The organism is Spirosoma radiotolerans (assembly GCF_000974425.1).
Taxonomy (GTDB): Bacteria; Bacteroidota; Bacteroidia; order Cytophagales; family Spirosomataceae; genus Spirosoma; species Spirosoma radiotolerans.
Genome location: NZ_CP010429.1, coordinates 3,761,071 through 3,781,095, shown reverse-complemented (window position 1 = coordinate 3,781,095; position 20,025 = coordinate 3,761,071). Strand labels below are relative to the sequence as shown.

At 52.4% G+C, this 20,025-nt stretch carries 18 protein-coding genes; 3 read left to right on the top strand and 15 right to left on the bottom strand.

Annotated elements, in window-relative coordinates:
* Positions 1-2 precede the first annotated feature (2 nt).
* The 12 genes from SD10_RS29685 to tssO (SD10_RS15360) all read right to left on the bottom strand — a co-directional run bounded on the left by SD10_RS29685 (position 3) and on the right by tssO (SD10_RS15360) (position 11,449).
* Positions 3-170 (bottom strand): hypothetical protein, encoded by a 168-nt coding sequence (locus SD10_RS29685; protein WP_158500573.1) that lies wholly within the window; start codon positions 168-170, stop codon positions 3-5.
* A complete protein-coding gene (locus tag SD10_RS28795) occupies positions 167-661 on the bottom strand; it encodes a hypothetical protein (RefSeq protein ID WP_052731199.1) in 495 nt (164 codons plus the stop codon). The genes SD10_RS29685 and SD10_RS28795 overlap by 4 nt, the downstream gene beginning before the upstream one ends.
* Before the next feature lie 2 nt (positions 662-663).
* Positions 664-1,536, bottom strand: coding sequence for an OmpA family protein (locus SD10_RS15405; RefSeq protein ID WP_046574842.1), 873 nt, complete (start codon positions 1,534-1,536; stop codon positions 664-666).
* Between the two features lie 10 nt (positions 1,537-1,546).
* On the bottom strand, positions 1,547-1,963 hold the full coding sequence (gene tssD, locus SD10_RS15400; protein WP_046574840.1) for a type VI secretion system tube protein TssD: 417 nt from the start codon (positions 1,961-1,963) through the stop codon (positions 1,547-1,549).
* A gap of 27 nt (positions 1,964-1,990) precedes the next feature.
* Entirely contained in the window at positions 1,991-2,389 is a 399-nt protein-coding gene (gene tssD, locus SD10_RS15395; RefSeq protein ID WP_046574839.1) for a type VI secretion system tube protein TssD, read from the bottom strand.
* A gap of 59 nt (positions 2,390-2,448) precedes the next feature.
* Positions 2,449-3,819, bottom strand: a complete 1,371-nt coding sequence (locus SD10_RS15390) for a DUF5458 family protein (protein ID WP_046574838.1) — start codon at positions 3,817-3,819, stop codon at positions 2,449-2,451.
* Between the two features lie 63 nt (positions 3,820-3,882).
* Positions 3,883-4,341 carry a hypothetical protein gene (locus SD10_RS15385; protein WP_046574836.1) on the bottom strand — a complete coding sequence of 153 codons (459 nt, stop codon included), beginning with the start codon at positions 4,339-4,341 and terminating at the stop codon, positions 3,883-3,885.
* A 179-nt stretch (positions 4,342-4,520) separates the two neighbouring features.
* Complete coding sequence (locus SD10_RS15380) at positions 4,521-7,004, bottom strand: ATP-dependent Clp protease ATP-binding subunit (protein WP_046574833.1); 2,484 nt, start codon at positions 7,002-7,004, stop codon at positions 4,521-4,523.
* Between the two features lie 24 nt (positions 7,005-7,028).
* On the bottom strand, positions 7,029-9,524 hold the full coding sequence (tssR, locus tag SD10_RS15375; protein WP_046574832.1) for a type VI secretion system protein TssR domain-containing protein: 2,496 nt from the start codon (positions 9,522-9,524) through the stop codon (positions 7,029-7,031).
* Complete coding sequence (locus SD10_RS15370; RefSeq protein WP_148562455.1) at positions 9,521-10,408, bottom strand: hypothetical protein; 888 nt, start codon at positions 10,406-10,408, stop codon at positions 9,521-9,523. Before SD10_RS15370 ends, tssR begins: the two co-directional genes overlap by 4 nt.
* Positions 10,409-10,413: 5 nt before the next feature.
* Positions 10,414-10,929: a type VI secretion system TssO gene (gene tssO / locus SD10_RS15365; RefSeq protein WP_046574829.1), complete on the bottom strand. Its 516-nt coding sequence runs from the start codon at positions 10,927-10,929 to the stop codon at positions 10,414-10,416.
* A gap of 10 nt (positions 10,930-10,939) precedes the next feature.
* Positions 10,940-11,449: a type VI secretion system TssO gene (tssO, locus tag SD10_RS15360; protein WP_046574826.1), complete on the bottom strand. Its 510-nt coding sequence runs from the start codon at positions 11,447-11,449 to the stop codon at positions 10,940-10,942.
* 69 nt (positions 11,450-11,518) lie between these two features.
* Here tssO (SD10_RS15360) and SD10_RS15355 point away from each other — a divergent pair, with 69 nt between their 5' ends.
* A complete protein-coding gene (locus SD10_RS15355; RefSeq protein WP_046574825.1) occupies positions 11,519-12,451 on the top strand; it encodes a type VI secretion system baseplate subunit TssG in 933 nt (310 codons plus the stop codon).
* Positions 12,452-12,469: 18 nt separating this feature from the next.
* Here the strand turns inward: SD10_RS15355 and SD10_RS15350 are convergent, their stop codons facing one another.
* From SD10_RS15350 to SD10_RS15340, 3 genes are read right to left on the bottom strand one after another with little or no spacing between them, the layout of a single operon-like run.
* The gene (locus SD10_RS15350; protein WP_046574822.1) at positions 12,470-14,290 is read right to left on the bottom strand and encodes an outer membrane beta-barrel protein; all 1,821 of its coding nucleotides are present in this window, start codon (positions 14,288-14,290) and stop codon (positions 12,470-12,472) included.
* A 22-nt stretch (positions 14,291-14,312) separates the two neighbouring features.
* Positions 14,313-16,208 (bottom strand): type VI secretion system baseplate subunit TssF, encoded by a 1,896-nt coding sequence (locus SD10_RS15345; protein ID WP_046574821.1) that lies wholly within the window; start codon positions 16,206-16,208, stop codon positions 14,313-14,315.
* 44 nt (positions 16,209-16,252) lie between these two features.
* On the bottom strand, positions 16,253-16,639 hold the full coding sequence (locus tag SD10_RS15340; RefSeq protein WP_227699236.1) for a GPW/gp25 family protein: 387 nt from the start codon (positions 16,637-16,639) through the stop codon (positions 16,253-16,255).
* Between the two features lie 229 nt (positions 16,640-16,868).
* On the opposite strand from SD10_RS15340, the gene SD10_RS15335 reads away from it, so the two are divergent.
* Positions 16,869-18,599, top strand: coding sequence for a type VI secretion system Vgr family protein (locus SD10_RS15335; protein ID WP_046574817.1), 1,731 nt, complete (start codon positions 16,869-16,871; stop codon positions 18,597-18,599).
* A gap of 17 nt (positions 18,600-18,616) precedes the next feature.
* On the top strand, positions 18,617-19,894 hold the full coding sequence (locus SD10_RS15330) for a tetratricopeptide repeat protein (RefSeq protein ID WP_046574815.1): 1,278 nt from the start codon (positions 18,617-18,619) through the stop codon (positions 19,892-19,894).
* The last annotated feature ends 131 nt before the right edge of the window (positions 19,895-20,025 follow it).

Genomic DNA, 20,025 nt, shown 5'->3' with positions numbered 1-20,025 from the left:
GGTCATCTTGTTAGCTTACTTAATGCGGCTTGTTGCTTTCGGATAGCCTGCTGCTGCCTCTCTATCGGCTTGCGGTATTGTGCCCAGGCAATGCCCCAGCCCAGGCCGAAGGCCATGCCCAGCAGAATCAGCATTTCGGCAAGAGCTACCCAGGGATTTAGTGGATTCATGGTAGGAATAGGGGGTTACTGTCTCTGGATTCGCCCCGGCGCATTTGTTCCTGCCAGGCACGCAGCTCATCCCAACGACCATCGGCCGCCAGCAAAGCCTGACCTGGCCAGGTTGCCGGATCGTAGGTATGGAGGAGCGGGCCGTGGTCGGCCAGCACCCGCCGAACGGTGGTTACGGGGGTTTGGGCCAGTTGCATGAATCGGAAGATGCCGATACCATTCAGAATGGCTTCTGCTTTTGGGTTGATACCCGCAATTTCCTTCAGGTCATCTTTACCCGGTATCGTCGAAAATACTTCTTCAACCTCCGGTTCTAGTATTTGCTCCTGCTCAAGAGCTTCGGCCAGAGCCAGATTTTTGGCCGTCAACTGGTTCAGTTGGCGCCGGAAGCGTTCCCGAAAAATAAAATAAGCCAGTACCGCTGTTCCCTGAAGCATCAGGAAGTGCAGCAGACTGGCGTCTTCTAAATGAAACGGATTCAGGTCAAACATACTCAACGTCGTTCTACGAGCAACGTTACCCGCCGGTTGGCTTCGCGGCCTTCTGGTAGGGCGTTGGGCGCAATGGGGGCTTTGTCTCCCTGAGCAACAATCCGGAGCCATCGCCTGTTGGCACCCTGCTTCACCAGCGAGTCCTGAACGGCCTTCGCCCGCAGAAAAGACAGGCGTAGGTTGCCGGCGGCTGTTCCAACACTATCGGTATGCCCCGTGATCACCAGCCGTTCCTGCCGGTGGTTGCGCAGATAGGCAATGGCCTCACTGGCAAACTGTTCATTGTCGGGCGTATGGATGTAGGTTGTACCGCCCGTTGGAAAATACAGATGCAGTGGATGATACAGGTCAATATACTTCTGGTGCCGGGCCAGCCAGTCCGCATCGATGCGTATGGACTGAAACGCAAACGACAGGGCATTGGTCGAATCGTGGACGAACATCAGCGCTTCCGATGGGACTCCCCAGGTTTTCACCTGATCATCGGGCACGCCCGCATTCAGTAGGTATTCCTGAACAGCGTGCGCCCGCACACTGCCCAGGTTTGCCGTTAATGTTCGTTTGCTTTCGGCGGAGGTATGGTAGCCAATCACCGTGAGCAACCGCCGGGGGTGAGCAATCAGGTAATCGGCCAGCGTGTCGAGTCCGGAACGGCTGTTTGCTGACCGATTGCCCAATGCTTTAAGTTCGCCCCCGGCCTGTTGGAACAGGCTGCCGGGAAGTTTCAGGCGCAATTGATTGCCATCAATAATGGGTATGGGAGGAAGAACGGGTTCTTCGGATAATCGAATTCGTTTGATGTAAAAGACATGCACACAAACGGAAACGATTACCCATGCACCCAGCCCCATCCACCAGACCCACAGCTTACTCATGCCGAATCAACTAGCTATTGATTGGCCACTGGGCGTCGTAGGCGGCCGTGCCAATGGTTATTTTCTCCGCCGTAATGGATATATCCGCGCTGAAGTTACTACCCCCCGCCGGTTGAAAGCCTTCCTTGTAGCTCGTGATGTAGCCACTTTTGAAATCGACCGTCCGGAAGACACCGTCTTTACCAGACTGCCAGAACTCGACCTTTCCTTCGATCATTTTATTCTGGGCATTGATCATGGTATCGATCAGGTTCTCGTTCTGCGTCACTTCGATCGTCAACGACATATCACCTGCCCGAACGGCTGAAGAAGGCCGGCCTTTTTGATCATAATCGCGCGAGAAGGACGCGCCAAAACTGAGAACATCAAACTTTTTAGCACCAATTGTTAATGTCGATGTAAACCCTACATCCGCTGCATCTGCCATATTTGTATCTGATTAAAAAGTTAGGAATTATTTCTTCACGGGCCACCGCTGATCAAGAATGGCTTCCTGAATTTGAATTTTTTCGGCCGACAGCGTCAGTGAACACGTATAAGCAGCACCAGCCGCTGAAAATGACTCACTGTAATTAACAATGTAGGCGTTGGTGAACGAAATCTTGCGCGTTATTCCATCATCACCGGCATCCGTAAATTCTAAGGCACCTGTGGCAAAAGGTTTATTTTGTGTATTGACCATGTGCTCGACCAAGTTTGATTTATCAGTGACTTCCACCGTAAATGAGAACTGGCCACCCATGACGTGGCTGGATGGTCTTCCTTTCAGATCAACACTTCTGGTAAACCCTATATCTCCGCCAAGAATATCGAATGAGTCGGCGCCCAGCGTGATTTTACTTGAATATGGCATAATGCTAGCTTTAAAAAGTTGAAAGATAAATCGTTAGGGATAGTCAGTTGACCGATCGGTTAGATCTGACCGTAGTCGGATGTCCATTCCGGACTTTCCACATCATCGCCCCGGCGACCGTCTAATCGGATCACAAAGCTTTTGGCTGGGAAGTAAGGCGTCAGGCGAATGTCGAGGTAGATACGATCTTTTACCTTATCGTCGCGTTCCAGACGCATGATGCGGAATTGATCGATCAGCTTGTCGGGTCCTTTGATACTATCCAGGAAGCCGGCAATCTGACGGCGTAAATCCGCTTCGATCAGCGAGTTCCAGTTCTCGAATGCCCGACGGTTTAGGAAGTCGAACAGCACTTTGGTGATGTAATCGAATACCCGAACAACGGAGTAAGTTTGCAGCCCCATGTTGTCGCCATTGAAGAGGGTTTTGCTACCGAAGGCCATAACCCGACCATACTCGTCGATCATAGGGACCAGATTCAGCCGCTCAACCGCCGACAATTCGCTCTTACGAAGGGGGAAACGAACACCCGGTACTTCGTTCATACCGCCGTGTTTCTTACCCGCCGTTACCTGCGACATCAGCGTGTAGTAAATTTTACCGGCCAGCGCCATGGAGGGTGGAACATACAGGTTTTCCGATTCGCCCACTTCAGCTACTTTGCTCCGGCCCACAACCCAGTTACAGGTCATGATCACGCTGGAGCGGAACAGTTCGGCACCCGTCATGTTGGCCGTGCTGAACAGGTCGATAACGTCTTCGGAACTTTCCAGATCGGCGAAATCGGTGAACAGCGTTACCTTGTTGTTGTGGGCAATTTTGGCCCATTTTTCCAGTACGGCATTCGATCCCATAAAGCCAGGAACGACCATCAGCGAATAGTTCTGACGGAGGTCGAGCCGGTCATAGTTTTGTTTCAGTTCATCGGCAATGTAATCGATGAAACGGGAGTTGTCCAGGTCGGTCAGTTGCTCGAAACTGGCGTTTACAACCGTAATGTTCGGTAGTTTGTCGGCTTCAGCGTTTTTGTAGAACAAAGAAAGCGCGCGGTAGCTGGTTTCCAGCTCGCGGGTCGTTTCCAGCGCCGTCAGCAGGTTTTTTTGCAGATTTTGCTCAACTTCCGTTGCTTTCTGCTTAGACAAATCGAGCATCTCGTTCTGATTATCAGACGAGCTCAGGACTTCGATCCAGAGTTTGAGTTTCTCTTTCAGGACGGCCCGGTCGGCTTCTTTACTTGAGTCGCCCAAGTATATTTTCTTCCGCGCTTTGCGGTCGGGGTTCAGGTTTTGTGAACCGTCGATAAAACTTTCAATAAAGGCGTAGCCGCCATAAGCAGACAATTCAGGAATGCCGGGAAGTGGCGCACTGCGGCTAACGGCGGTTGAGGGTCTGGCATCAAGTTGTGCCGGTACTGTTGGTTCGCTTTCCATAAAGACGATAAAAGGACTAACTGGTAGAACTTATTGGTAGAAAAGAAGATGGTTTTCCGAAGGTTAAGCCTCCGTTTTTTCGTTTGCCTCCAGTTCAGCGACCAGGGCTTGCAGCGTCTGAATCAGCGACGCTTTGGTATCCGGATTACTGAGCGCAGTCTGCAAAATGCGGTGCCCCTGCAGGCGACGGCTGATCTGCGTATATTCCTGATACTGAGCATCCAGCGAACGGAGAAATGGGCTCTGTGCCACCATTTCCTTCACCCGGAAATCGGCTACGCTCCGAAACTTCATGGTTTCTTTCGTCGGCATGCCATCCAGTGATTCCATTTCGATTTCCACTTCAGGTTTGAAGTGATCGAAAACAGCCTCAACGGTTTTCAGGCCATAGACCGTTTCTGGGTTGACGGGAGCCTCCTGCGTCAGTTTTTGTGCCAGCAGCGTGCGATTGTGGGGGATATTAGCGATACCCTCTGCTGATTCGGGTTTAATCTCATTACCACCAATTTCGAAATCAAACATGTCTTATTTGGGCTGATGTTTAAGTTTATCAAAGCTATCAATAAGACGATAGGCAACAAGGCAACTTCCTGATGCAGAAAGGCAATTTCAAACAAACGGTACTTTTTTTTGTTTCGGTCAACCAGCGCTCCATTATGGGCTGCTGGCTGACCGAAACATTTACCTGACCTGAGTAGACGTTAGCTTACCTGCCAGATTAATTCGGACGCTTCGTCATTCCAGTCGACGTTTACGGCCTGACCACTTTGTAGTTGACCCGAAATAATCAGGCGGGAAATCGGTCGGCGGAGTTGGTTGCGAATGATACCGGCCAGGGGGCGGGCACCGTACTGTGGCGTAAATCCCTGCAAGGCCAGTTGCCGACGGGCTTCGTCCTGAACCGTCAGGTCAATGCCCTGCTGTTTAAGGCTCTTGTGCAGGTGCGCCAGCTGAATGTCGAAAATGCGGACGACGTTTTCTTCCTTCATCGGGGAGAATGGAATAATCTCCGTAATCCGGGCCAGAAACTCCGGCCGGAACTGCCCTGTCATCCGGGTCATCAATTGCTGCGACGTAGGCATTCGGTTCGCCTGAAACTCACTGCTGATCCAGTCACTGCCGATGTTGGAGGTGAAAATGAGCAGGGCATTCGTGAAATCGCCTTCCTTGCCTAATTTATCGTGTAGTCGTCCTTCGTCCATGATTTGCAGGAATACATCGAAGACCGAATTATGCGCTTTTTCAATTTCGTCGAACAGGACAACCGAGTAAGGCTGTTTCCTGATTTTATTGACCAGCAAGCCTCCTTCTTCATACCCCACATAGCCTGGAGGGGCTCCATAGAGTAAAGCCGCCGAATGCTCCTCCTTAAACTCCGACATGTCGAAGCGAATCAGCGCCCGCTCGTCGTTGAACAGGAAATCGGCCAGAGATTTTGAAAGTTCGGTTTTTCCCGTTCCGGTTGGGCCAAGCAAGAAGAAAGAACCAATTGGCTGACCGGCCCGCTGTAGCCCACTGCGCGATTCCAGGATGGCATCGGACAAAGCATGGAGAGCATGATCCTGCCCAACGACCCGGCGTTGCAGAAAGCTCTCCATCGTAAGCAGACGTTCTTTTTCCTGCGCCTGTACTTTCCCCATGGGAATGCCCGTTTTGTGGGCAACCACGGCGGCCAGGTCGCTAATGGTAACCGAGGCTTCCTGCTGGCTGGCCAGTGTCTGAAAGCGGGCCAGTTTGGCCATGATGTAATCATGGTAGGCAGCGGAGGTTTCCAGCTCGGCGGGGTTAACCTCATCTTCCCATTGGCCGAGCAAGACCGGACTGACCTGATGGTGCAGCAGCGTATCCAGCCAGCGGTACTCTTCCAGGGCTTCGTCGGGTGCCATGTCGCCCGCAGCCAGGTCTTTAAGCGTTTTCTCGATCTGCGTCAATTCATTGCCGGAGGTTTCGATGGCCATCCGAATAGCCGCCATCGTTCGGTCGAGCAAATCGAGCGCGGAGTCAGGCAAGCGCCGTTCTTTACTATAGCGTCGGGCCAGCCGGATGCAGGTGGCAATGACGTCGGGCCGAATTGACAGCTGGTGGTGTTGCTCATAAGCCGGAGCCAGGCCACGCATCATCCGTTCGGCCGCTTTCTCAGTGGGTTCCGTGACGGTGAGGAGCTCAAACCGACGGCTTAAAGCCTGATCGGGTTCGATCAGTTTGCGGTATTCTTCGGGTGTCGTCGCGCCGATCACGGTCAGTTCACCCCGGGCCAATTCCGGCTTCAACAGGTTGGCGACCCCATTTCCCGCTGACCCCTTCGGGTCGAGCAGCATATGAATCTCATCGATAAAGAGGATGCATTTCTCATACTGCTTTATGTCTTTGATAACTGTCTTGAGCCGATCTTCTACTTCGCCTTTGTACGACGCACCAGCCAGCAGCGCCCCTGGGTCCAGTTCCAGCAGAATGGCGTTTTTCATGCGGGCAGGTACCAGCCCGGCGATGATCTGTTGCGCAAGCCCATCGATCAGGGCCGTTTTGCCGACGCCCGGATCACCCACCACCATGACGTTCGGCTTGCTGCGACGCCCCAGGATTTCGAGCATCGTGCGTACTTCCTGGTTGCGCCCAACGACGGGGTCTAGTTTACCGGCGCGGGCCTGAGCGGTTTTGTCAATGCAAAATTTGGGTTCTCCTTTCGGCGAATGGACAGCAGGATTCTGTCCGTTTGTTCCCTTTGCCTGAGCGGTATCGGGTGCAGGAGCCGATAAGTCGCGCACAAAACGGTCGAGCAGATCGCGTTCTGTCAGGGGTAGTGAGCGGAGTTGATCCGCGGTAAAGCCAATGCCGGGTTTGGTAATAGCCGCTAGCACGCAAATAATCTCGATGTAGTCCAGCCCCAGCTTTACGCGTAGGAAATCAGCTTCGGTCAGGATCCGCTCCACCGATGTGTCGTGTTCGGGGTCCGTGACAACCAGCGCCGTGCGGGGCATTTCTTCCATCCAGACATCGGCCCAGTCGAAAATGTAGGCCACGTCATGCTGCAACGCGTTCAGAAGCGCACTACCGCCCACATCATCATGGAGCAACGCCCGCAGCAGGTGAGCCGCCGAAAACTGTTCATTGTGGTATTCACGAGCCAGCGCGCGGGCAATGTGCAGAGCTTTTTCGACCGATTGGTGTAAGGGTAACTGACGCATAAGGAAGAAGGGTTAAGGCAGAGGTTATTTGAATAGGTCTTCACTAATCCAGTAATAGGTCCGTTCATTGGAGGTGAATCGGCTATTGCGAAAGGTTGGTATTCGCCGGTAATAGTCGCGTCGTTCGCGTAACAGGTAGAGTACCTGATTGAGTAAGGCATCGGACACCTGCTTCCGGCTGATGAGCTGGCGAATGGGCAGGCGTTTGAACAAGGGATTGGTGACAGGTAAATCCAGAAAGCTAGTTAGTAACTGGTCGAGGGTAATCGCGGCTCTTTTCGATAAACCCGCTTCGCTCAGCACCTGCCGGTATCGGTTATGGAGCTTGAACCGGTCGAGGTTAAGGGCTGGATCAATGTCGTCACCACTTAGTTGATCGAGCCATCGACTAATGCCGTCGTATTCATCAACCGGAAGCAGGGCAATGTACTTCCAGCGCGTCCCGTCTTTACCCATGGCGGGTGTGTAGGCACGCGACAGATACGGATACTCATCCAGACGCATCAGCGAAGAAGCGCTCACCGGTAATTTCATGCCCGCCGACGCATAAACCGGCGACAGCTTCGGATTGACCCGGTCGCCCTGGGGTTCCAGGCGCTGGAACGTTTTCTCCAGGGCGGCCGTGACCGTTTGGGATTCATTGGCGACCTGCAAAAACAGGCTGTCAGTAGCGGCATACAATTCCTTGAACGGGAGCGCCTGATTTTTGCGGGGGAAGAGTACCCAGCCTGGCACCATGCTGTGGTCGGGGTACGCTAGCTGATACACATTCCGGTCGCCCATCCGAAGGTTAAATTCATTGGTAGGCGTTACCATATCGGGCCGGACAAGCCGGGCTTTTTTGAGGTCGCTCCCCCGGTCGGCAATTTCCTGAACCAGTTCCCGACTGTGGAGAATGAAATTGTTAGGAATATCGCCCAGCGCGCCAAAAACCTGGAAGGATAGCAGTCGACATTCGACTCGTTTCAGGGCTGCCGGTATCAGAACGCCATTGACCACCGATTGTACGTCGCCGTTAATACCGACCAGTACAATAATGTTGTTCTCATTGGGGTGGGCCGCAAACTGTTTCAGCGCTTCACCGATACCCGACCGAATGCATTTCACTTCCGGTTCAGGTCGATTGCGTGGGGGAGGAGCGGTTCGGCTGATCAGACTTAACAGACTGGTATAGTTTGTTGTCAGGGGCATCAGCGTAACCTTGCCTTTTAGCGTGAGGCTTTTGTTGTCCGGCGTTTTTTCGTACTCGTTGTAAATCGTAGCGCCCACCTGCAGCGTAATTGCCCGCGTTGTATCCTGGGTCAACTGCGTAACCGTATATTGGATGGTGTTGAGTAGTTCGCCCCAGTACGGCTGCATGGCCGAACTGCCTTCAATGACATACATCAGGTTGTAGCTGTTCGTGTGCGCCCGAACAGTGGTCAATACCTGACTGGATATCGACCTACCCGTAACGTTCAGAACCGGAACCTGTCGTTTCTCGACCAACGGGGTTAGCGCATTGGTCAGAATCACCGATTGGCTATCGGCCGTATTGTATTGCTTGAGCACCGGATATTTAGGCCCCAGTCGGTTCCACGAAACGGCCGGAAATGGCCCATTGACAAGGGTCGAATCCCGGCCTCCCCGGCGAAGGGCCGAAACCGATCGGTAAAAGGGTATAGGCCTGACGTCCTGATTGATCGTGTCGGCCTCAACGAATACGCGCTGCCCAATGGGTTGCAGGACCTCAATGGGCGTCCAGCCCAGCATAATCTGTTTGACGCTATCGGTCGGAAACCAGGACGCCCGTCCGACCAGGGCCTGCTGGCGCGTTTCGGAGAGTTTATACACATAGGCCAGGTCGTATAGCCGCATCCTGGTTTCGGTAGCGGTTTGCTGCGACGGGTCTGTAAAAAGCCGTACCGAATCGTGGGAAAAATATTGATCCGGATTGGTTAGCAGGGCGGGTTGGGCCAGTACAGCACTGACAATCTGTGCCCGGCGCTGATCCGATGAACGGCTGCTCTGGTTGGCCAGCAGAAATCGGCTTTTGAGCGCCCAGCCGTAATAAACGGCGGCCTTTCGATCGGCAATGACGCGCCGGGAAAACTTGTTGCCAATGGGGAGCGCCGGATCGTATTTGATGATCTTTAAGTAGCCATTTCGCTCCTTCAACACGTAAAACGCTTCCATGAAATTCATCTTCCGGAAAGGCACCGTCCCATTCGAACTGCGGAACGTCGTGTTATTGGTTCGATCCGAATACACAATCCAGGGGGTGCCACCGGGCGGTTGCAGGCTGGCTTTAAACCCTTCCGTCGAAATGCCCACGCCGGACTTGATCTGGCTGGGGTTTCCCGAAACCGGGACTAGGTTGGCTGGTTGACGGGCCACCCGTAAAAAAAAAGGCAATTGAGCCGTAGCCAACTGAGGAGCGCATAGCCCAAGCAGCAGAAAAGCAAGCCAATACGGAGGCCTAACCAATCCAGAGGCTGGATTAGACGTGAAAAATAGCCCGTTAATCGGCAGAAATCTCATGGTTTGTGTTGAGTCACGTTTAAGCGTGTAATGCAGGAAGTCGTTGAATCAGATACGACAGATACCCCGTCAATATGAACTCCCTTGTCGAACTGAAGCCCCATGCAATAGGAATAAAAATCGTTGGCTTTTGTATTGTTAATCTGCACTAACGAACCGTTCCGGTTGCACAAGTATTTTCTTAGCAAATAATTGTAATGAGTATTGAAAGATTGACCATCTGCAATTTGCTGCAACTGCTGGCGGATGTCGCTTCCGACGAAATCCAGCGAGTCGACAGGCGGGTCGAACCGGTTGAAACCCCGAACGATGGTAATCTGCTTCCGAATCGGATACTTGGTCACATCGGTCATCAGTTCGACGGTATACGTACGGGGCCTTGAGCGATCTTCATCGGTAGGGTAGCTGTAAATGGCGGTCTGATCGCGGGAATCAATCTGGCCAGTGGCGCCAAAGCGCCATGTAAACTGACTAGCCCCCCCGCCTACAGCCGTAAAAACCAGCTTTTCCCGCTCATACCCTGTACTCGGTCCCTGGATGCGAACCAGAGAATCCCGCCGGTCGGTGAGGGGTTTAGGCCTGATCACAACCGTAAAAGTTCGGGTTGCTTCCTTGTTGACGCGCAGGCGAATCAGATACGTACCGGGCTGATAGTAATAGACCACCCCCCGCGACCGCCAGGATTCCTGTCCGTTGCCGAATTCCCAGCGCCACTGGTCGGCCTGGCTGGTACTATCCATATACCGAATGGGCTGGCCAACGACTTGCTGAACCGGATACACCCTGGCCTGAATTTCGATTTCAGACGTATACCAGTACAGCACGAGGAGTATGCCTGCCGTTATCAAAAATGTCTGGGCCGATAAGGTCATTTTACTGTTCATACCACTTATCGGGAGCTGATGGAAGGCGGAGCGGCAGCCGTACCTGGCGCAGAACCAGGGAACATACCGACGCTACAGTCGTCTAACTGTTTACGAAACAGGCTGATATTCGATTGCTTGCTCCAGACCAGCTTTTTGTCTACGTACATCATTCGATAAAAGTCCGCAATCTGCGCAAAGGTCCGGAACCGAGTGCCTTCCTGTTGGGGACCCGATAGCCTGCGGATTTCATTCAGGTGGTCTTCAATATCAACTTCAATAAACACGGCGTTGATCTGTGGCTGATAGGCAACGATGGAATGATAAGCGGAATCGAGCAACGGCAGATTATCGAGCTGACTGGTCAAAATCCGCTCTTTTAGTTTGATCTGATCCGACAGGTATTTCGATTCTGCACTGGAATACGTTTTATTACGAAAAGCAATCCAGCTTACCAGAACGGACAACAGGCTGATGGCTGCCAGCAGGTATAGAAACTGAAGCCGCCGTTCACGCATTGTGAGCCGAAAAAAAGTATTCATAACTGCCAGATTAAAACGCTTTGGTGCTTCGGCCCCGTTTGGCCTGCCGATTCTTCTCTACGGCCTGCTGAAGACATCCCCGTAACTCATCCCGAAGGTCACCTTCTTCCATCATTGATTTGTTGAGTGAGTCTTTTAACAGGAGCATCTCATTTACATGGCTAAATAAGCGGTTATACACCACGAAATACCGTTGACTCTTTTGTTGCTGATTAACCAGTTTGGTGAATTCTTCTTTTTTTCGGGTAACCAGACGCTGCAATTGCTGGTCGTCCTGGCTCTGATTGGTGTTCATCAGGCTCATGTAAGTATACAAAGAGTCAACTTTGTCGGCTAGCATCGCATCGGTGTAAATGACCCGATCGAACGCTTCTTTCTGCTGGATCAACTGAGTAGCCTGACGGGAACTCGTTTGAACACAGGAGTATACACAGGCGATCGTAACCAATAATAAACTGGTGAACCAGGTTAAAAAATGGTTGAACGCCTGCCTAATTTCTTTATGATTTAATGATTTCATCAGTTTACAAAGATTCTTTCGCCAGAAACGGGTAACTTGTTTTTAAATAGTTCAATTCGTTCGTTGCTCATGTCCGTTCTCAACCAATCCTCCGTTTCATCTCCTTATTTTCTTGACCTGCTCGATGTCGATTTTAAGGCCGAAATCCTGGCCGCTTCCCTGGCTAGTCAGCAAGTGGCTCCCGAACGGATCATTATCAATCCAACCGGGCTCTACAGCCGGGCGTATTCCAAAGATATCGAGGACGTCAGAGACTGGTTGCTGGAGGGTTCTACCTTTATCTACAACCGCATCGACACGCCCCGCGAGGGATTGTTCGATATGTTGCCCCAATATCTGTTTTTCAGCCCGGTTGAATCGACGAATGCCGGAAACGTTGACCAACTGCTCGACGATATTCGCCGGGATCGCGACGAAGAGCAACAGGCCCGCCTGTTTTTTCTGCCTTTCGACGCCGAACTGAATTATTTACGAACCTTATCCGTCCATTACGATAACTCCGTTAACCACCTGGACCATGCTGCGGTCATCATTGACCAATTTGCCGAGCAATGGCCTATTTTGAAGGACATGAGCCGGATGCAGGCCGGCATCTTCATTCAAATTCTACCCTGGCTCCATGTGCTTCGCAGCAATTTACCCTGGTTTGGCCGTTTCCTGCATCTTTTCTTCAATGTTCCGGTTCAGATTGAAATAGGTCGCCGACGCCCCGAATCAACGCGGGCTGACAGTGCCCTGACACTGGCTAACTTCCGGCTGGGTATCGACTCTGTCGTCAGTGACCATTTCAGTTCCGATGAGCACACCATACAGATTAACGTTGGTCCTGTTCCGGATGCGCAGATAGCTGACTTTTTGCCGCACACCCAGACGATTACGTTGTTGTATAAGCTCACAGATTATTTTTTGCCGGTCTCCAGTGAGGTGTCCATTTCCATTATCACGGAGCCGGAAGCTCTCCAGCCGGACACCACCTTTCTGGGTTATAATTCCTTTCTTTAAGTAGATACATCGCGTTGTCTAGTTAGGTGATTTCTTTAGTATTGGCTGCCTGGGTGGGCTGTTGTATTGCAATCGCTTATTTTTGGCGGCTTCGTAGATGATCGTTGAGCAACCGTCGGGCTCAACAAGCAGGTAATGATTTTTCACAATCTGGCGATTACTAACACGGCTTATTATATACTGATAAACAGTTGGTTGAGTTGGTAATGGGGCCAGGCTTGGCCAGGTAAAGTCAGGCTCCTGAATGGGTCCGTCATAAACAAGTCTGAATACAACCTTGGTCGCGGCTGGAACGGGGGTGGTCTGTATGGTTCTGGCCCGAACAGAATCAGCCCGTATGGAGTCCAGACGGACGGAATCGGTACGAACCGAATCCGACCGGACGGAACGGGATCGGGTAGAATCGGTTCGAATCGAGTCAGAACGGACCGAATCGACCTGTACGGGACGTAATCGAATGGAGTCGGCCCGTACCGAATCCGGACGTATGACAGGCGTCTGTATCGAATCAACCGGCTCCGCTAGTTGACCAACCGGTTTTGTCTGAACGGGTTTTCTGCCTTTGGTGAGCTTCGACTGTTTAGGGGTGCCCTTTGCCTGCGGGGTAGCTCCCTTGGCTAAGGGTACTAACCGCAGTTCGTACAATTTTAGGGTAAAGGCAGGTTCACGGGGAGCTGTTGGCTGCGTCTTCTCGGCCGATGGCCGCTTATAAAAGCCCAGCGTGCCAACAACGGGCTCACTTCGGCATGTCTGCTCAAAGTTATCAACCCGGGTTGTCGAAATCGAATAAAAGAAATAGCTCGATGTGTCGGGTATGGCCAGTTGCGCTGGCCAGGTCAATTGCGGCTCCTGAACCGTCTTTTCGTAGACTAGTTTATTACCTGGCAACGTGTAGAGCCGGAAGGAATACCGTTCTCCTTCGGTATAAATTGGCGCGCTACTCCGCCATCGGATAACGGGCTGGCTGGTCGTTCCAACATAATATTCGTTAATCTGAGCCGGGTCCAGAATGGGCGGATAACAAACGGGCCTCGGACTGGTTGCCGGAGTAACAGGCGTGACGCGCGTCCGCTGCGATGCCAAAAACCGATACGACACCCCAACCTGAACGCCATACGTTGTCATTTCGACCTGTTTCTGGTTGAAGTTATTTGTGCTACCCACCAGCGTATACCCAAACGAACTGAAGGAGGTCGTAGCCGACAGGCCGGCACTCATTTGTTGCGTAAGCTGGTATTTGATACCCGCACTGGCATTGAAGCCAGCCCTGAACCGTCGATCGCTGGGGATAACTGTGGTAAGGAATACCCCATTTGCTGGATCGTCCTGAAAGGAGCTCGACAGGTAAGCCCCCAACACAGGAGCCTCATTATAAAACAGCCCGCCCCGTAGATCAATATCCAGCAGAACTCGCTGACTAAGCGGGAGCGAAAAGGCGGGTCCGATGGTCAGCATGAAGCTGTTCAGAGATCTGACCGGTACGAAGCGGGGAGTAGGGAATTTCGGGATTCCCGGATCTTTCTTGTATAAGTCGCTGACAGCCAGATTCTGGTACCCCATAGAAATTCCCAGCCCCCAGTACCGGCCGACGAAATAATCCGTCGATAGGCTGGCCTGAAAGCCGTGTGTCAGGTAAAGGTTATCATTGGCATATCCTTTGGGGAGAAGCCTGTGGTAGCCAGCGGAGCCGCTCATCCGCCACTTTACAGGAGTAAAGGCATCAATAATTGTTGATTGGGTGAGTGTTAACGGGTTATAGTTTAGTGAATCCTGTGCCGCCACACGATTAACCAGGACGAAAACAGCACTACTAATTACAATCCAGAAAAATATACGCATATGCGAAATACATGGCTAAAAGCTAAACTTGTGGCGTTTCCTGCGCCAGGAACAGCCGGTATGAGGTAACCTGACCCGAGCGATGAATCAGCTTCTGAAGAAGCCCCTCCATCATCACTCGCCACTCATCCTGGGTGAGGGTACAATCCTCCGCTGGATGCAGGCTAATATCGACGGTGCGGATCAGGCCTTCTTTTTGGGTATTACCCGTCGCAACGCCTTTCCGAATCGTTACGGATTCCAGCAAAGGCCCTAGTTCATGGTGAAAAAAGGCCCTGATGTCCTCCAGGGTAACGATGCGCTGATGGGTCATCAGGGCGTATCGGTACGTCTGCACCCGGTGAAGCGCTGACGGCCGGCTGCGGCCGCCAAGGGTAGTCGTCAATAACTTGATGCTTTCGCCCTGAAGACTACTCGAACTGTAGGCCTGCAAGCTGGTGCCGGCGGGGATGTGGTTGGCCAGTTCGCAATTGGTTGTCCAGAAATCGACCTGCATGGTATCCCCTTCCTCAAACGGCTTGAACAAGACATATTGATTAAGGGCTGTCGATGAGGTCATGGTGGTATGAACTTTGCGCTCAAGTTGTTCGATTTTTTCCTGAAGCTGGGTCAGCAGCAGGCGCACCGTATCCTGACCATATACGGCAAACGCAACCGACTCATCCCGAAGCAGTTCGAGCAGGAAAGTCAATTGTTCACGGGCATTGCGAACGTCGAACCGCTCAACCCCGCCCCGGCGAACGGCATACCCACCCTCGTCGATGTGATCGGCTTTATGAAAAGGAAACGGCGTAAATACCCGCTCCTTACTGTCCACCACCATTCTAACCAGCAGCAGGGTTTCGAAAGGCGCTGTTTGCAGGGGAAGGAGGTTATAATTGGCGTTGGTCCGATATAGATTTCGGTTGGCTTTCCGGTTCAGGGCCGGGAAGGCATTTAGTTCAACGGCTATTTTTTCCAGTATGGTCTCATCGAAGCGGGCCGGAAAAGTAACCTCCAACCAAAGCAACGGTTCACTCCCTACCGATTGCAGCCCCTGCGCGCTGAAAACCTCACCAAAGGCAGCCGGGTAAGGCACCTTTAGTTTCTCCAGCTCCCCGCTGGCAGACTGCTTTATATGAACAAAGCGAGTCTGGTAGGTTTGCCGAATGTCGTTCTCGAGTTGATAACTGATTTCATATTCGGACAGTAGTTTAGCCGGTCCATCGCTGCTGCGCTCACTAGCCTCAGCATAGGCCGGGCCGGTAGCCGTCTGTAGGGGGGAGCCATTTATATACCAGCTACTTAAGGCAAGCAGCGGAAGTAACGGTTGTGCGTCTACGTCGCTAGGCCAGTTGAAAAAGAAATTGACCCGATCAAGGGAGTCGATGGCGGGGTTGAGTGCCAAACCGATCCACAGCGTTTTCGGCGCCAGTTTTCGGTGCGGCATGGATTGCACCACCAGCCGCTTGCCCAATTGTGGATGAATTGCGTGGAGTTGAGAACCAGCCGCCAGGTAAGCCACCCGCCCGTCGACAAGCCTAAGCGAATCGACGGCCGAGAAGAACAGATCCTGCAGGCTATCCAGCTCGCCCATTAGCTGCGACGCATATTTCTGCTGAAAAAGAAAACTTTGGTTCGGCCCTAATTCAACCACTGGCTCGGCTGGATACGCCTGCATGATGGCGTGGGCCGGCTGGGGAATGGTCAGTAAATCGGGTGTGAGCAGGTCGGCCAGGTGCTCCAGAACACGCCCCTCCGATTCCATAAACTCATGACTGATTTTATGCACCTCATTGGCCAGCGTATCAATCAGCATTCTGACAAACGAGTCGAGGTTGTTCAGGTCCCGAACGCCCCACATCTGCATTATGTGCAGCAGCAAACGTTGCCGAATAGCTTCTTTGGAAAAATGAGATCGTTGGTCACTCAGCGGCATGGGTGGTCAGGTAATAAAGTGAAATGGCCAGAAGATAAGGCTCGTTAGGTTGACATCTGTCCGATATGCAGTTGGGTGGCAAACCGGAAGGGTTCCTCGGTTTCGCACAGCGTTGCATTGACCGTCACGGTTGCCAACCGTTTATATTCTTCCGGAGTAGCATCAAGCCGGTGCTCAACGGGCTGGAATTGGACCGTTACGTTCGGGTTTTTCAATCGGCGTTCATGTTGCCGGATCGCAGCCTCGAGGGAGTCGCACAGATAGTCAATCCAGCGGCTGTTTCGAATGGTATGATCGAACTCAATATCCCATATTTTGCAGCCGAACGAGCGGTCACTTCGGAGCTCTCCATACTTGGTATGAAGCAATAAATACAGCACCTGAGCAATCGAAACGCCTACCCCACAGGTGGGTAGTTCTTTGCCGGCCATCAAAGGTCCAAATCGAATTGGTAGACGGTAAAAGGGCTGATTCATAATCATTTATGGGGCGTACGACAGGGGGCTCTAACAAATCCTAACCAATAAACAAAATTGGTTGGTAATCGACAAGCATTTTCTTACATTCGGCGTGGTTAATTCCGGGACCTAAATTTAACCCTGTTTGCCTGCTCACCTGGAAACCTCGCCAGGCTCTCGTACTCTCTCGCTTCCCCTTACCATGTCAGTATATTCTATTATTGCCGAAACTACATTGCTCATTGAAGGAAAACGGATCTCGTCTTTTCGTTCGCTAACCCTACAGCAGTCCATTCATTCCACGCATGAATTTCGGGTGTTTTTTGAACACGACGCTATTGAAGAATTAGTGACGTTGTTTTCAGATCAGTTTGATCAGCTACAACGGAAGTCGATCGATATCACTATTAAGGGTGACCCATCCACCAGTCCGCTGGAGTTTAAGGGAGTCATTACCCAAACCGAATTGCGGCAACAGGACGATGGGTACTGGGGCCTCATGACGCTGATTGGCCATGGCCATTGTGAAGCCCTGCGGACCGTGCCCGGCACCCAGACATTTATCGATAAGTCGATTCAGGATGTTGTATCGGCCTCTCTGAGTTCGTATACACAGCCCAAACAGGTAACGGCTCCGCTGGGACCCGCCAGACTGCCGTTCTGTGTTCGTTACCAGGAGTCGAGCTGGGACTTTCTGAAACGACTGGCCTACGACTTTGGGGCCTGGTTTTATTACGACGGAGCAAAGCTAAAGTTTACGACCAGCCCTGGCACGCCGTCGGCATTGACCCTGACGTTTGGCGCCAATCTGATCCAATTCCGTACGGGCGTACGGGCCGCTCCGACCTATTTCAAACAGTACGATTATTTACCGGAAGAGGACCGACGGCTGGAAACCGAAACCGGAAAGGACCTGGCTCCCTACGGTAAACCCGAGAACAACGGGGTGATCAACCCGCACCCGGCTCAGGCTACCGCTGATATGACGCCCTATCGCGACAATCGCAAGGCAGCCCTGGCTGCCGAAGAGAAGTACATGGAAGGGCAGGCAAGTGTGCCTGGGTTGTATCCGGGCTGTAAAATTATTGTAAAAGATGCCCCATCGGGCAGAGGTGGCCAATCCGCTCCCTATCTCGTCACTGATATTGTGCATTATGTGGATGGCGTTGGGCAGTATCATAATCGGTTCCGGGCTATTCCGGCCACGGTGGTGGCTATGCCCGTGCGTAAACTGGTTCGCCCCATGGCCCAGACGCAGATTGGTGAAGTCACCGACAATAAAGATCCGAAAGGCATGGGCCGGGTTAAGGTAAGAATGCTGTGGATGACAGCGCCCGATACAACCCCGTTTATCCGAATGACCCTGCCACACTTTGGGCTTCACGCCGACAATAAAAAAACGCGTGGCTTCCAGTTCGTGCCCACCGTGGGCGATCAGGTGATGGTTGGGTTCGAGTACAATGACCCGGAGCGTCCCTTTGTGATTGGGGCCATGCCGCACGGGAAGAACAGCGGCATCGACACCAGCAAGCCCGAAGAGGAAAAACACATCAGCGTGGGCAGCGGCAGCACGCTGACGTTTATCGAAAAACCGTCGGTGAAGGAGATTCACGTGCAGGTCGATGACAAAAACTTCGTCAAGATCACCGTGCCGAGCGGTAACGGCACCATTACGGTGCAGTCGTCTAAAGATATTTTGATAAAGGCTACGGCCAAAGTTACCGTTGAAGCGCCGGAAATTGTCCTGTCGGGTACCACGGTGACGATAGAAGGCAAGCAGGCCGTGAATATAAAAGGAGCGCAGGTAAAGATCGAAGCGACGGCGCAGATGGCCGTGAAAGGCAGCATGACCGATATCGAAGGCACCGGTACGATGAATGTCAAAAGCTCTGGCATGACCACCGTGAAGGGTTCAATGGTCATGATCAATTAATGCGATCCGGATAATCTATGCCCTTTGTTGCCACAAATCCGCTGAGCCAGCGGCTGGCTGTTCTGGAACGACTCTGGCTGGAATTCCGGCGGCTGCCCAATGCTCGTTTATGCCGGTGGCTGTTTGCACCGGGGGAAGGCTGGTTTCTGGATGTTTTCCTGCAGGAGCAGGCTGGACCCGATGCCATTTCCAACGATATATTCATAACCCTTCGAACGCCGGTTCAGCACTGGCAGACGTATTTTGACCACGCATTGGACGAACTATCCAGCCTGATCGACCACGACACCGCTATTCTTTCGGAACGGAATCTGGCGATTGTCTGGACGGCTGAGCCGAAAAAAAACGAAGCGGATTTCCTGATTCGTTTTGTGGACTACTTGAACCGGTTTGTGAAAGGGCTAGGGGCGCATACCGATGGCGCGTTGGTGTTGTGCATACTGCCGCAGTCAACAGCGAGCCCGGCGGTGCTGGATCAGGTGCTGACGGCGTTGCTGCTGGGCAAATTATCTCCCGATATTCGCATTGTCGTAGCCGACACCATTGGCGAGGAGCAACTGGCAACCTTACCGGGCCGGTTTGGGCCGGCGGTTTATTCGCACACCATTGACCTTCAGCTTCAGAAAGTGACCCGGCAGGTGGCGTCCCTAGGATCACCAACGGCCCCCGATGTGAAGTTCCGGCAGTGGCATGCGGAGTTGTCCAACGCGATGACCCAGCGGAACCTTCGGGACGTGGAGTACTTTGCCAACAACTGCCTGCTGATTTGCCAGCAGGAACAGTGGCCTAGTCTGGAGGGAAGTGTCCATTTGTCGGTGGCGCATGCCTATGTCACGCATCGCCGGTACGAAGAAGCCCTGGCCCGATACAGCCGGGTGATCGACCAGATGGAAGCTTTATTTAGTCAGGGCGACGAAGCGGCCGGTCGAATGAGCATCATGGCCTGGCTGGGGGCGGGTCGTGTGTATGAGGAATTACGCCAGCGTCAGCGCGCCATAGACTCCTATAATTTGGCCAGTGAGCGCGCCGAAACACTGAAGGAATGGCTGCTGGCTATCGAAAGTCATCGCCGATTGGGGCTAGTCCAGGCGCAGGAAAGCCGGATGCGATTGTCCGAAACGCACTATCGTCAGGTATTTGCACTGGCTGAACACCTCCCTCCGGAACAGCATCAACTCGCTCGCCTATCTGATATTGGTCAGATTTATTGGCAGCAGCAACAGACACCCGAAAAAAGACAGAACGTAATGGAATTACTAACCCAGCTTCTGGGCCCCGGATGGCGGAAAAGTTGATGCGTTCTTATAAATTATACACCAGTTGTTGTGATGTCAGATTCTTAAATCTGACACGTAAGGTTTCTTAAAACCTATTGACAAGAGGTTTTGAGAAACATTACATGTCAGTTGTAAGTAACCGACATCAC